Origin of the sequence: Paraglaciecola sp., assembly GCF_039942875.1 — a bacterium.
In the GTDB taxonomy this organism is placed as follows: domain Bacteria; phylum Pseudomonadota; class Gammaproteobacteria; order Enterobacterales; family Alteromonadaceae; genus Paraglaciecola.
In genome coordinates this window covers 135,412-148,778 of record NZ_JBDVBQ010000054.1, presented here as the reverse complement: position 1 = coordinate 148,778, position 13,367 = coordinate 135,412, and the positions used below count along the sequence as shown (strand labels likewise).

Annotated in this window: 13 protein-coding genes; 8 read left to right on the top strand and 5 right to left on the bottom strand. The window is 40.2% G+C overall.

Translation table 11 applies throughout. The features are described 5' to 3' along the window. A partial coding sequence (locus ABJE44_RS19515) for an MATE family efflux transporter (RefSeq protein WP_348120882.1) occupies positions 1-893 on the top strand: 893 nt, incomplete at its 5' end. Between the two features lie 243 nt (positions 894-1,136). Here ABJE44_RS19515 and nfuA read toward each other — a convergent pair. Beyond that, complete coding sequence (nfuA, locus tag ABJE44_RS19510; protein ID WP_133469988.1) at positions 1,137-1,715, bottom strand: Fe-S biogenesis protein NfuA; 579 nt, start codon at positions 1,713-1,715, stop codon at positions 1,137-1,139. A 149-nt stretch (positions 1,716-1,864) separates the two neighbouring features. Here nfuA and ABJE44_RS19505 point away from each other — a divergent pair, with 149 nt between their 5' ends. Next, complete coding sequence (locus tag ABJE44_RS19505; RefSeq protein ID WP_348110839.1) at positions 1,865-4,411, top strand: M14 metallopeptidase family protein; 2,547 nt, start codon at positions 1,865-1,867, stop codon at positions 4,409-4,411. On the opposite strand, the gene ABJE44_RS19500 is transcribed toward ABJE44_RS19505, so the two are convergent. Then, complete coding sequence (locus ABJE44_RS19500) at positions 4,392-5,066, bottom strand: ComF family protein (protein WP_348110840.1); 675 nt, start codon at positions 5,064-5,066, stop codon at positions 4,392-4,394. The two genes, ABJE44_RS19505 and ABJE44_RS19500, sit on opposite strands and share 20 nt — an antisense overlap. Before the next feature lie 98 nt (positions 5,067-5,164). On the opposite strand from ABJE44_RS19500, the gene bioH reads away from it, so the two are divergent. The 3 genes from bioH to ABJE44_RS19485 all read left to right on the top strand — a co-directional run bounded on the left by bioH (position 5,165) and on the right by ABJE44_RS19485 (position 7,371). Next, a complete protein-coding gene (bioH, locus tag ABJE44_RS19495) occupies positions 5,165-5,935 on the top strand; it encodes a pimeloyl-ACP methyl ester esterase BioH (RefSeq protein WP_348110841.1) in 771 nt (256 codons plus the stop codon). Positions 5,936-6,069: 134 nt separating this feature from the next. After that, positions 6,070-6,393 carry a hypothetical protein gene (locus tag ABJE44_RS19490; protein ID WP_348110842.1) on the top strand — a complete coding sequence of 108 codons (324 nt, stop codon included), beginning with the start codon at positions 6,070-6,072 and terminating at the stop codon, positions 6,391-6,393. Between the two features lie 15 nt (positions 6,394-6,408). After that, the gene (locus tag ABJE44_RS19485) at positions 6,409-7,371 is read left to right on the top strand and encodes a putative metalloprotease CJM1_0395 family protein (protein ID WP_348110843.1); all 963 of its coding nucleotides are present in this window, start codon (positions 6,409-6,411) and stop codon (positions 7,369-7,371) included. A 69-nt stretch (positions 7,372-7,440) separates the two neighbouring features. Here the strand turns inward: ABJE44_RS19485 and ABJE44_RS19480 are convergent, their stop codons facing one another. From ABJE44_RS19480 to fkpA, 3 genes are all read right to left on the bottom strand, one after another. Next, positions 7,441-9,753, bottom strand: coding sequence for a Tex family protein (locus ABJE44_RS19480; protein WP_348110844.1), 2,313 nt, complete (start codon positions 9,751-9,753; stop codon positions 7,441-7,443). 144 nt (positions 9,754-9,897) lie between these two features. Next, positions 9,898-10,389 carry a transcription elongation factor GreB gene (gene greB, locus ABJE44_RS19475; protein ID WP_348110845.1) on the bottom strand — a complete coding sequence of 164 codons (492 nt, stop codon included), beginning with the start codon at positions 10,387-10,389 and terminating at the stop codon, positions 9,898-9,900. Positions 10,390-10,891: 502 nt separating this feature from the next. Beyond that, complete coding sequence (fkpA, locus tag ABJE44_RS19470; RefSeq protein WP_348110846.1) at positions 10,892-11,638, bottom strand: FKBP-type peptidyl-prolyl cis-trans isomerase; 747 nt, start codon at positions 11,636-11,638, stop codon at positions 10,892-10,894. A gap of 107 nt (positions 11,639-11,745) precedes the next feature. Here fkpA and ABJE44_RS19465 point away from each other — a divergent pair, with 107 nt between their 5' ends. Genes ABJE44_RS19465 through ABJE44_RS19455 form a run of 3 tightly spaced genes read left to right on the top strand, consistent with a single transcriptional unit; the run spans position 11,746 to position 13,279 of the window. Beyond that, positions 11,746-12,705, top strand: coding sequence for a hypothetical protein (locus ABJE44_RS19465; RefSeq protein ID WP_348111082.1), 960 nt, complete (start codon positions 11,746-11,748; stop codon positions 12,703-12,705). Beyond that, entirely contained in the window at positions 12,705-12,917 is a 213-nt protein-coding gene (locus tag ABJE44_RS19460; RefSeq protein WP_133469979.1) for a SlyX family protein, read from the top strand. The genes ABJE44_RS19465 and ABJE44_RS19460 overlap by 1 nt, the downstream gene beginning before the upstream one ends. 56 nt (positions 12,918-12,973) lie before the next feature. After that, positions 12,974-13,279, top strand: a complete 306-nt coding sequence (locus tag ABJE44_RS19455; protein WP_348110847.1) for an NIPSNAP family protein — start codon at positions 12,974-12,976, stop codon at positions 13,277-13,279. Positions 13,280-13,367 lie beyond the last annotated feature (88 nt).

Below are 13,367 nucleotides of genomic sequence, written 5' to 3'. Positions count from 1 at the left end.
TTGTCTTCCTAAGACCGTCCGACTTAGGTCAACAACAAACCAAGCTAGTATTGGCAATTCAAGTTATTGGTAACCTAATCAATGTGGCGCTAAGTTTATGTTTTGTGTTTGTATTCGGTTGGGGGGTTGAGGGCGTTGCATTGGCGACTGTCGCCAGTGAGTATACAATCACAGCGACAAGTTTATGGTTAGCCACAAAAAGATTACCTAAATTAGAATTCGATAAACATTGGTTAACTTTTTCACAGTTGAAGCCCTTACTGCATTTGAATGGTAATACATTTTTTCGAAACTTAGCATTACAGGCTTGTATTGCTTTTTTGATTTTTAAAGGAGTGGGCTTCAGTCCAACTAATGCGGCTATTAATGCCATTCTTATGCAATTTTTTACGCTTATTGCCTTGGGGTTAGACGGTGTTGCCTTTGCGGCAGAAGCATTGGTGGGTGAACAAAAAGGCCGAGGATCAAGGGAAGGCATTAAGCAAGTCACTCTGCATGGATTAATTTGGTCTAGTTTGTTAGCGGTTGTTTATAGTTTGGTTTTTATGGTGTTTGGCGAAGGAATTGTTAGTTTACTCACAGATCAAAAACACCTGCAATCCGCAATCACCGATTATCATTGGTTTATTTTTAGTTTACCCATAATTGCCCATTGGTGTTTTTATTTTGATGGCGTATTTGTTGGGTTAACCCGCGCAGTAGCCATGCGAAATAGTATGCTATTTTGTGCTTTGGCTGTGTATTTTCCGGCTTTTTATGTGTTTTCTGAATGGCAAAATCAAGGGCTATGGATTGCTATGGTTTTGTTTTTATTAGCAAGAGGGCTGAGTCTTGGAGGCTACTTTATTTATCTTTATCGTTATCAGTTTCAAAGTGATCAGGTGGCGGTTTAAAGCTGGCAGTCATACGGTGAGCGAAAATACCTAGGTAGCCTTTTATGGCGTATAGGCAACCTATTGCGAGAATTAATAAACCAGGTATTTGAATGAGGGCATTATATTTTGCCCCCACTAATATCAATATTGCCCCTACACAGAATATCCCTAAACCCCGCTTAAACTCTGTCCAGCTTTTAGTGGGGTTTTTGGCTAGCTGTTGTAACCAGTTAATTGGGATATCCTTTAATTAGGTATTTTTTAGTAATAAGAGTGTTCACCAGCTTGATGTTCTGTGGCATCTTTCACTGCGGTAAGCTCGCCTGGGAACTGATCTAACATCTGTTTTTCAATACCGTCTTTTAAGGTGACGTCAACTTGTGCGCAACCATTACAGCCACCACCAAACTCCAGAATGGCTTCTTTGGCTTCAGTGATTTCTACTAACATCACTTTACCGCCGTGGCTGGCAAGTTGTGGGTTGATTTCAGACTCAATCATGTAAATCACACGTTCGTTTAATGGTGCGTCACTGTCAACTTTTCTGGCTTTCGCATTAGGCGCTTTAAGAGTCAGTTGTGAGCCCATCTGGTCAGTCACGAAATCGATTTCCGCTTCTTCAAGGAAAGGGGCGCTTTCTAAATCAACAACAGCATCAAAGCCGTTAAACTCTAAAACAGTATCTGAAGCTTCGATTGCATCTGGTGGACAGTACGATACTCCACACTCTGCACTGGGCGTGCCTGGATTGACCACAAATACACGGATATTGGTGTCTGGCTCTTGCTTCTCAAGTAGTTTGCCAAAATGGGCTTGAGCTGTATCAGAAATTGTAATCATTGATCAAATACCTTAAAAACATTAATGGCCACAGGATAACAAAATTACTTGACTAAAACACTCGGGTAATAGCATTTCCTTATGTTAATTTTAACTAAAACGTGCGACCCTTTTCTAAAAACTTCTGCTTTTTCATCGGATCGAACTTTATGAATTTAATGCTGCGACTTTTCGCTTTTTTGTTTTTAGTTATTAGTCACTACGGTTTTGCCGTCAGTGATAGTGCCTATTTACCTAGAGATACAGAGTATAATCCTAATATTACTTCACCCACACAAGCTTTGGGAGCTGAAGTAGGTGAATGGCATGTGCGTCATGATCAACTGGCGAATTATATGCAGTTACTGGCAGCTCAATCAGACAGGGTGAATATTGTTGAAACAGGCCGAACCCATGAAAATAGACCGTTGTTTTTATTAGCGTTTAGCTCTCCTGATAATCAGAAAAATTTAGCCGCTATACAAGCAAAGCACATGAAAAACCTAGGAACATCAGCAAATGAGAATGATCCTCTCATTCTTTGGATGGGGTACAGTGTTCATGGCAATGAGGCTTCAGGAAGCAATGCAGCATTGTTGGTGGCTTATTATTTAGCGGCTGGCGAAAGTCAAAAAATAGATGACTTATTAAATAATAACGTGGTGTTATTAGACCCAAGCCTTAACCCTGATGGTTTGTCTCGTTTTGCTCAATGGGCCAATATGCATAAAGGCAAAACCTTGGTGTCTGATCCACAAAATAGAGAACATCAAGAAGCTTGGCCATCAGCAAGAACTAACCATTATTGGTTTGACTTAAATCGAGATTGGTTGTTGCTCACTCACCCTGAATCTAGAGCAAGAATTACCCAGTTTCATCAATGGCGTCCTCACGTACTGACCGATTTTCATGAGATGGGATCAAACAGTACTTACTTTTTTCAGCCAGGTATCCCGTCCAGAAAAAGCCCATGGACACCTAGAAAAAACGTTGAGTTGACTGCCAAGCTAGGAGATTTTCATGCTGCAGCGTTAGATAAAACTCAGCAGTTCTACTTTAGTGGCGAGTCTTACGATGATTTTTACTATGGTAAAGGCTCAACCTACCCTGATGCACATGGAAGTATTGGTATTTTGTTCGAGCAAGCCAGTAGTCGCGGTCATGTTCAAGATACTGTAAACGGAGAGTTGTCATTTTCTGACACTATACAAAATCAAGTAACGACATCTTTATCAACTTTTGCTGGAGCATTAGCGAATAAAAAAGCCTTGTTAGATTATCAAATTGAGTTTCTTGAACAGACAAATGACTTAGTAAAAGATGATGATTTGGCCGGTTATTTGTTGCAGGAAAAGCTCGATAATACCCGTTTCAATAAAATGTTATCAATATTGGCTGCCCATAAAATTGAATATTGGCCACTGGCTAGAAACACCAAAGTAGATGATCAAACTTTTGAAGCACAACACAGTTATTTTGTACCTTTGAATCAACCCCAATACCGCTTGATTAAGTCTCTGTTCTCGACTCGTAAAAGCTTCGACGATAACACCTTTTATGATGTTTCAAATTGGAATTTACCACTGGCATTTAATATTCAATATACCGAAGTAGAGAGGGCCCCAAGAGTCAATAAACAAAGTGCTTCTGCGTCGCAAGCTATTTTACCTGAGTTACAATCAAGCGCGTATGCCTATGCATTTTCTTGGGATGATTATAATGCCCCTAAATTATTACAGCGATTACTTGCCAACAATGTAAAAGTGAAAGTAGCTGGTGCGCCCTTTTTTGCTAAAACCAATCTAGGTGGCACGAGTTTTTCTGCAGGTGCGGTTGTTGTGCCTATGGCCTTAAAGCAGCCCGATAACGTGATGACTATTATCGAACAACAAAAAGCAGGTTTGGGGATTTCGGTTCATTCAATTGTTTCAGGCTTAACCACTCAGGGTATAGATTTAGGTAGCCGTAAAATGATTAATGTACGCCAACCTAAAGTGTTATTAATTGGTGGAAAAGGCACATCACAATATGAAGTAGGTGAGATATGGCATTACCTCGATCAGTATGTTGATATGCCTGTAACCATTACCGATGTATATGAACTTGACTCGTTTAATCTAGAATCTTATACCCATATGATTTGGGTGCAGGGGGCATATAATAGCCTGTCTGACGGAGTGACTTTAAATATTGACACTTGGCTTCGTAAAGGCGGAGTCTTAATTGGGCAAAAATCAGCGGCAACTTGGTTTTCAAACAAAAATTGGCTTCAAGTTGCGGTTAAAGGCGCTAGTGAGATTAACTCAGCATTTGCAACAGATAATTTAAACTATAAAGATAAAGAAAACTTATCAGCTAAGCAGCGTATTGCAGGTGCCGTTTTTGAAGCTCAACTAGATTTAAGCCACCCACTTGCTTTTGGTTATCACACTAGAACTTTACCTACCTTTCGTAATAGTACTTTAGTGTTTCGTCAACCCGCCAAACCTTTTGTTTCAGTCGCCTCCTATCCTCAAACTCCGCTTATGGCAGGCTATACTGCCCAAGAAATACAGAACCAAATAGGTGGGAGTGCCGCTGTGGTAGCGCATAATGTTGGTAAAGGAAAGGTTATTGCCTTTGCTAATAATGTTAACTTCAGAGGTGTGTGGTATGGCACAAGTAGGTTGCTGACTAATGCCATATTTATGTCTCAATTTATCGATTCTCAAGGGTAAGGCAGATACACCAAATGTCTATCTCTAGGTGGGGGTAGGCCGCTTTTAAGGTGTTGTAGGCATAATTCATTGTTGTACCGGTGGTGATCACATCATCAAATAAAGCGACATGCTGATACTGCATTAAGTTATTGTTGATACTTATTTTAAAAGCATGTTTTAAGTTTTGCCTACGTTTAGCTGCACTCAAGTTGGTTTGTGCATGTGTGGCTTTGTGACGGTAAATAATCGATGTATTTAAAGGAATATTGGTTAGTTTATTAATGTGCTTAGCCAGCTCAATACTTTGGTTATACTTTCGCTGCAAATAACGATTTTTATGTAGTGGTATGGGTATTATGAGCTGGGGGAGGGGACTATTTTCTTTAATACAATGCTCAACAAATAAGGTCGCCAGTGCTTTGGCATTGGGTATATAAGCTGAAAATTTCAGCCCAGTCAGTAATTTTGAAAGTGGCCATTGATAATCGCCCAAGGCCACTAAGTGGCTAAAACTCGCCTTTGTTAGTCCCTTTTTTACTTTAGGGACTACCATTAGATTGTATTCATATGCTGCCAGTTCAAATAAGGTTAAGTCTTCTTTACAATAGCCACAAATAAGCTGGGTGGATGATTGTTTGCATATTAAACAATCTTGCTCAAAGGTTGTGAACATTTTTAGGCCATCCTTGGTCGGTTTTTGCTTCAATTTGATATCGCTCAATAATTCTAAAAAGGGATTGCTGTTAACCCTCAATTAAGTGTAGATGAAATATGTCGTTTAGTTTAAATGTCACAACAGTTGGGCAAGGTCACAATATTGCGTTTTTGCATGGTTGGGGGGTAAACAGTGGCGTATGGCAACCTTTGGTAGATATACTCGCTAACGATTACTGTATTACTACTATTGACCTTCCTGGGTATGGGCAGAACCATGAAAGAATGCCAGAGCCATACAATATAAATAGCGTATCTCAAATGATTGCAGAACATTTACCTAACAACTGCATATTAGTGGGCTGGTCGTTAGGAGGCTTAATTGCGCAGCAAATCGCTTTTGATTATCCCGATAAATTGAAGCAGTTGGTGCTTATATGTTCTAGCCCTAAGTTTTCAAAAAGCCTCGACTGGCCAGGCATAGATACTGATGTGCTGGCACTCTTTGCCAGTCAATTGGCATTAGACTTTTCTAAAATGCTGGAGCGATTTTTAATGATTCAAGCTATGGGAAGTGAAAACGCTAAATTTGATGTAAAGACAATTAAGCAGAATGTGCAACAGTATCCGAATCCATCTGAAAAGGCCTTAGTTGCTGGCTTGAACATGCTAGAAAATGTAGATTTAAGGGAGCAACTTAAACAGCTAAAAATGCCTTGTCATGTGTTTTTAGGGCGCCTTGATAGTTTAGTTCCAATTAAGATAGCTGACTTAATTAATACATATTCACACTTAGCAAATGTTGAGATTATTGCGAAGGCATCACACGCACCTTTTATTTCTGATACTGAGGATTTTGCTAAGCGATTACGGGCAGTTTTAATTTGATAGCCTTTAGCAGGTATAGCTGCTTTATATAGTTTTGAACCTTTTCATTTAAACATAAGCTAAGTAAAAGCTTTCATTATTCACGTAAATGATTAATAATTGCACAGTTAAGGTTGAATTGTGGGGACGCGCCTGTGAATGTAAGTAATAATATTAATTCTGCTATTGTCAGTGGTACTTTCGGTATTCAAACTGCTTCTGATAATATTACGGAAAATGCCTATAATTTGGCTAGCCTTTCGGTTCAGTCTGCCTCATCAAGTGATCCTCAAGAATTTTTAGCGAATGCTACTGTTAATCAGCTCAGCAGTGTTAAACAGCTTTTACCAGAGAGTACATCTGGGATAACTTCCGATTTAGTGGGCATGTCGATTAGTGCAAATAATGCGGAAGCGTCAGCTAAGGTTCTAGATGTTGCCAATGGTACAGTTGGAACCCTACTCGATATTTTTGCTTAATTACACTTTAATGCCATGAATGTCATTCCGCCGGTCCCTACCCCTACAATTTTTAATGCAGGCACAGTTAATACTGAATCTGTCCGTAGGGATAATATTCAACGAGAAACCGTCCCTGCAATTAGTTCGGCTGAAAACTCTGCTGCAGAAACGGGGGTAGGATCAGACGCTGACAAAGTCAAAACACCAGGGCAAGCTCCACAACCTCTTACCTATGAAAAGCCAACTCCACAAGCAGGCCAGCAACTCAATAGTCAAAATGATGCCTCTCAAGATAATGGGCAAGATGAAAGTGCAGGTAAAGAAAGCGCAGAGCAAAAGCAGCAACAGCAGGCTGAGCAACAACAAACTGCAGAATTAAAAGAGAGAGATGCAGAAGTTCGAACCCATGAGCAGGCCCATGCTTCTGTTGGTGGCCAATATGCCGGTGCTCCCAAATATGAGTATGAAATTGGCCCTGATGGAAGACAATATGCGGTAAGTGGAGAAGTATCAATAGATGTTTCTAAAGAGTCGACTCCTGAAGAAACCATACGTAAAGCGCAACAAGTTAAAGCTGCGGCTTTAGCGCCAGCAGAGCCAAGTGCTGCAGATTTAAGAGTGGCAGCAGAGGCCTCTCAAATTGCTCTTGAAGCCCGTACAGAAATTGCTTCTGAAAGGTCTGAGCAGGCTCATGTCGCGTTTAAGGAATCATCACCTAGCATTTCAGAAGAAAGTAACAGTAATATTTTTGAAGGGCCGGAGTTAGATGAAATTGTTGATGCTATCGATGAAGGACCTCATACTCGCGCGTTAGATAACAGCTCTGTTTTAGTCGACAGTGAAAGTGGGCAGCAATCTTTCGAGTTTGTTCAAGATGCCGCTAATCAGGCTTTACAGAATAGAAGTTTAGAAATAACCCGTAGGGTGTCTGTGATTGAAAACTTTTATCAGCAGTCTACTACTCCAAAAGAGCAAGGCTTACAGCTTTCAGCTTGATATCCCTGAATAATAAAAAAGCCCTTTAAAAGGGCTTTTTTACGTTTAGGACAGGTAAATTAATCTGCTTTACTTTTTGGCCTTTGCAAATGCATCTGCAAATGCGTTCCCCATCATTTGATTACTTTGCTTTGCGGGTTTAGATGATTGGTGACCGCCATTTGAACGGGGGGTATTTTGTTTGGCTTTAGTGTGTTTAGGTTTGTTAGCTTGATTAGGGGTATCTCCCATACGCATAGTGAATGATACCCGCTTGCGATCTGCATCAACTTCCATCACTTTAACTTTTACAATATCTCCGGTTTTTACAATCTCACGTGGGTCAGAAATAAACTTATCTGTCATTGCACTGATATGCACTAATCCGTCTTGATGTACGCCAACATCAACAAATGCGCCGAAGTTAGCCACATTACTCACTACGCCTTCCAAAATCATACCGACTTTCAAGTCTTTAAGAGAATGTACATCGTCTTTGAAGTTAGCTGTTTTAAACTCTGGGCGAGGATCTCGACCAGGTTTGTCTAGCTCGTTAATGATATCGGTAACTGTGGGTAAACCGAACTTGTCAGTGACAAAGGCTTCAGGTTGTAATTTTTTAAGGACATCTGAATTACCCACAATATCGTTTACCGCAATTGATGTGTGTTCAATAATTGAATTTACCACAGGGTAAGCTTCTGGATGCACAGCAGAGGCGTCGAGTGGGTTATCGCCATCCATAATTCTTAAAAAACCTGCTGCTTGTTCGTAGGCTTTAGGCCCTAGCCTTTCCACCTTAAGCAAAGCTTTTCTATCTTTAAAAGCGCCACTTTGGTCACGGAACTGCACTATATTATTTGCTAAAGTACGATTTAAACCAGAAACATGGCTCAGTAGTGCACTAGAGGCAGTATTGATATCCACACCTACTGCGTTTACGCAGTCTTCAATCACGGTATTGAGAGATTTACCTAAGTTGCTTTGACTTACGTCATGTTGGTACTGCCCTACACCAATGGCTTTGGGCTCTATTTTTACAAGCTCTGCAAGTGGGTCTTGTAAGCGTCTAGCTATGGATACCGCGCCTCGCAATGATACGTCCATATCTGGCAGTTCGTTTGATGCAAGCTCAGAGGCAGAATAAACCGAGGCCCCAGCTTCGCTTACCACAATTTTACTTACGCCAAGTTCTGGATTAGCTTTAATCATCTCTGCAACCAGCTTATCGGTTTCTCTTGAGCCAGTGCCATTGCCTATACTGATAAGTTGCACTTTATGCTGCTTGCATAAAGTGGCGATAGTGCGCAGTGATTTATCCCACTGATTTTGTGGTACATGGGGGAAAATAGTACTCGTCGCTAATACCTTGCCTGTTGTATCTACTATGGCTACTTTTACCCCTGTCCGTAAACCTGGATCTAAGCCCATAGTCACTTTAGGCCCAGCGGGTGCTGCCATTAAAAGGTCGTTTAAGTTTTTAGCAAATACGTTGATAGCATCTTGCTCGGCTTGCTCCCGCACTGCGCCAAATAGCTCGTTTTCCATGTGTAGTAAAATCTTCACACGCCAAGTCCACTGTACAACTGAGCCAAGCCATTTGTCTGCAGGCCTATTAGCAAATTTTATATTGAAGTGCTCAGCTATGATTTGCTCACCGTAAGAGCTTCTATCGTTTTCGTCTTTTTCAGGATCGGCATCTAGACTTACTTGCAGAATGCTTTCGTTTCGCCCTCTGAACATGGCTAGTGCGCGATGAGATGGAACCTTCTTCAATAACTCAGTGTGAGAAAAGTAATCTTTGTATTTGCTGCCTTCATTTTCTTTGCCTGCTACTAGCTGGCTCTTAATATGTGCGTGCTTATTAAGGTACTGACGAACTTTCTGTAATAGCTGAGCATCTTCAGCAAAGCGTTCCATTAGAATGTATTTCGCACCATCTAAGGCTGCTTTAATGTCAGCAATGGTATCTTTATTTACAAAACTGTTGGCTTCGGTTTCAGGATCTAACTGTGGATCATTAAATAATTTGTCGGCTAAGGGTTCAAGCCCTGCTTCAATCGCTATTTGGCCCTTGGTGCGACGCTTAGGTTTGAATGGTAGATAAATATCTTCTAGCTCGGTTTTGTTGTCAGCGGCGAGTAAGCTGGCTTCTAAAGCAGGTGTCATCTTTTCTTGGTCTTGAATCGATTTGATGATGACCTTTCTTCTGTCTTCTAAGTCACGCAAATAGGTTAGGCGTTGTTCTAGCTTTCTTAAATCTGCGTCGTCTAAACCGTTTGTGGCTTCTTTTCTGTAACGAGCTATAAAGGGAACGGTAGAGCCTTCATCTAACAAAGTTACGGCTGCTTTTACTTGTTGTACTTGCACCTGTAACTCTTGTGCGATTTTTTCCAATATCATATTTGATGACCCTAGTTGCCATGCATTTTTTATCTAGGCAACTATATAGGGTTTGAGTCGTCAAATTACTAGCAAAAAAACAAATAAAAATGAAAAATCAGACTCTGCAAGCTACTTTAGTTAAGTAAACCTTAGTAACCATCATTAATTTTTATCAAAAGCCTCTTTATACTCAATAGAATTGATAAACCACTCTTTGGTTCCTGCAGGAGTGTTAACTTCAAACACGTCATCAACACTTTTTTTAAGTAAAGCTCGCGCCATGGGTGAGTCGATCGATATAACGTCTTTTTCTTCGCCGTAAATCTCTTCAGGCCCTACTATGCGAAAAAACATAATGTCGCCTTCTTCATTTTCAATTTCAACAAAAGCGCCAAAAAACACCTTGCCATCTTGTTGAGGCGAATGATGCACCACCTGTAATTCAGGAAGTAATTTTCGAAGGAAACGAACACGCCTGTCTATTTGTCGTAATAAACGTTTATTGTATTGATAATCTGCGTTTTCAGAACGGTCTCCTAGGCTAGCTGCCCATGTTACGACTTTGGTGATTTCTGGGCGCTGTTTAGTCCACAAGTACTCATGCTCATCATGGAGTTTTTTGTAGCCTTCAGGGGTAATTAATTTTGTTTTCAATTTGTTGGTGTTTACGTTAATTGATTCATTGCTAGTGATTTTCTAACGCTTTTGTCATTGCTACAAGAGGAATTGAGCAGTAGTTATGTTCAGCTGTAAATATCCTTAGTCAATATTCTTAAATTTGTAATATTAAGTTGTCATAAGTAGCGTTTTGTTAGCGCAATTTATTACAAGAAATGTTGTCTTTATAATTGGTATTAATGGATTGCTCGGCTAACCTTTAAAGTAACAAAGAGGGGTGGTTAGCCACTAAATATTCAAGCTACCACGTAAAGTCAACTCCAACTTGAGGTAAGTTTAGTTATATCTAAAAGAATAGTTTTACAACCGACAAATAGTTGTTTTGATTCACCCGATTTAATCGGGATTAACGCCCTTTTCAAAGGGCAATTGTACTGAGGGAATAAGGTTTAGCAAGGATATTAGCTGATATATCATTATGATAGTAGTAGGCCGAACATGGCAACATGTTCGGCTTTTTTATTAGGTGCGCATTAGGTTAACCGGCTGGAGTAATGTCTAATAATTCCACTTCAAATATTAAGGTTGAATTACCCGGTATTTTACCAGTAGTACGAGCACCATATGCCAACTTTGAAGGTACATAAAACTTAAATTTTGCCCCTTCTTTCATTAATTGTAATCCTTCAGTCCAGCCTTTGATTACACGGTTTAAAGGAAAACTAGCGGGTTTATTTCGCGCATAAGATGAGTCGAATTCAATACCGTTAAGTAAAGTACCTTTATATTGGACTTTGACAGTATCAGAGACGAGAGGTGAGCGACCTTCACCTTGCCTAAGTATCTCATACTGCAGTCCAGACTCTGTTTGAATAACCCCAGCACGTTCAGCATTCTCTGTTAGAAAGGCTAGCCCAGCGGTTTTGTTCTCTGCGGTTTGTTTTGCCCTAATCGCTTTGTTTTTCTCTCTCACTTGAGCATCGATTAATTGGTTTAGTGATTTTACTTCTTGATCAGTTAACTGAGATTTACCCTGCATGCCAGCAATAAAACCTTGCACAAGTAATACATGGTCTAGCTCAATTTCTACTGCTTTTTGTTTATTAATCTTATCTTCTACAATCTGACCAATGCTGGCACCTAGCGCGTAAGAGCGTTTTTCCAAATCTGACTCAAGGGGAAGCATTTCAACTTCTAACGGATCTTTGGGTGGTTTGGGCTGTGGTTGACATGCACTTAAGATGACAAAAGATAGCGTTAGCATGGTGAAAATAGACTTTTTCATTATAATTCTCGCAAATGTGAATGATTCGCTTAGGTCATGAGCATATACTATGTGCCTCACTAAAAAAGAGAAATCCATTGAAGAAACTCCTTCCCAACCCAAGTGTTATGTTTGTCGTCATTATGTTGTTCATACTGGGTTGCAGTGGGACAAATGATACTCCTGTAAGTTCAATTAGCCATGCTTCTGGCGGGTCTCATTCTGCCAACATTTCACCTGATAGCAGCCTTGCTGTGGTTTCGAGTATTGATAACGGCATTACCGTTTGGGATTTAACAAACAATAGCCAAAAATATGTGTGGCGCCATCAAGACGACGGTAATAATTCAGTGACCAATATTCATATTGCTTATGATAACTCTTATGTAGTGACTTCAGATAGAGAAGCCTTTGCTTTATGGAATATGGAAATTGGTGAGCCAGAAGGTTTTTGGCGAATTGATGAAGCCAGTATTCGAGACATTGCGGTGTCTAATCAAGGCCGAGGTGTTTTAGTGGGGCGGGGTAATGGCAAGGTTATGTTTTTTGAACCAAAAACCGGTCGCAGGCTAGAATTTTTAGGTCATCAAGAAAAAATAAACAGTGTAGATATTTCACCTAATGGCTTTTATGCGTTAACTGGCGGTAATGATTATGTCGCTTACTTATGGGATACCCGTACCGCACAAGTTATTCATAAATTTGAGCATTCTAGCCGTGTAACTGAAGTCGCACTTGATGACGAAGGTCGCTATGCTTTTACGGCAGATAGCAAGCGAGCAGCCAGAATTTGGGACTTAACAACCGGAGAAGAGGTCAGCAGCTTAAAATACTTAGCGAGACAAAGAATATTCACCACTGCGATTTTTTCAGCAGATGGAAAATACTTATTAACAGGGTCTCCATCCAGAAGAATTAATCGTTGGGATGTAAAAACAGGGGAAGAATTAAACGAATGGCGCGTTACCCCCAGAGAAGGCAGCAAGCCTGCATCAGCAGTGGTGCATAGCGTTGGTTTTCTCAATGCGACTGAGATTATCTCCGAAAGCAGTAATGGCAAATTAGAAAAGTGGAATACGGAAAATTAATGAGTATATTAGAAGCAGATATAGAACAATTACAAATGAAAGTGGCGTTTCAAGAAGACACCATAGAAAGCTTAAACCAAGCGTTAATTGAGCAGCAAAAACAAATAGACTCCCTGCAGTTTGCCCTAAAACGCCTAGACTCAAAAGTCAGTGCCATAGAGCCAAGCAATATGGCGTCAGAAAAAGAAGAAGCGCCACCTCCTCATTATTAACCCCCCAAATTTGGCCCGTAAATAGAGTTTTTGTTGAAGTAGTGAGGAATACGAAAGTGGTAACCTGTTATCTCAGATATGTAATTGATCCAGAAAAATTAACTGAATTCGAAAAATACGCGAAAATGTGGATCCCATTAGTGAATAAGTTTGGTGGCATCCATAATGGGTATTTCTTACCCTCAGAAGGGGCGAACAACATAGCTTTAGCTCTGTTTACCTTCCCTAGTTTGGCTGCTTACGAGCAATATCGTAACGATTCATTTGCAGATGCAGATTGCATGACGGCATTTCAATATGCAAAAGACACTAGGTGCATTATTAGCTATGAACGCAGTTTTTTCAGGCCTGTTTTTGATTAGCGTTATAAACGAATAATCTGTCAGGCTTTTAATTTTAATAAAAGCAATATTACATAAATCAAAATAACGGAGTTTTTTCGTTTTAGTC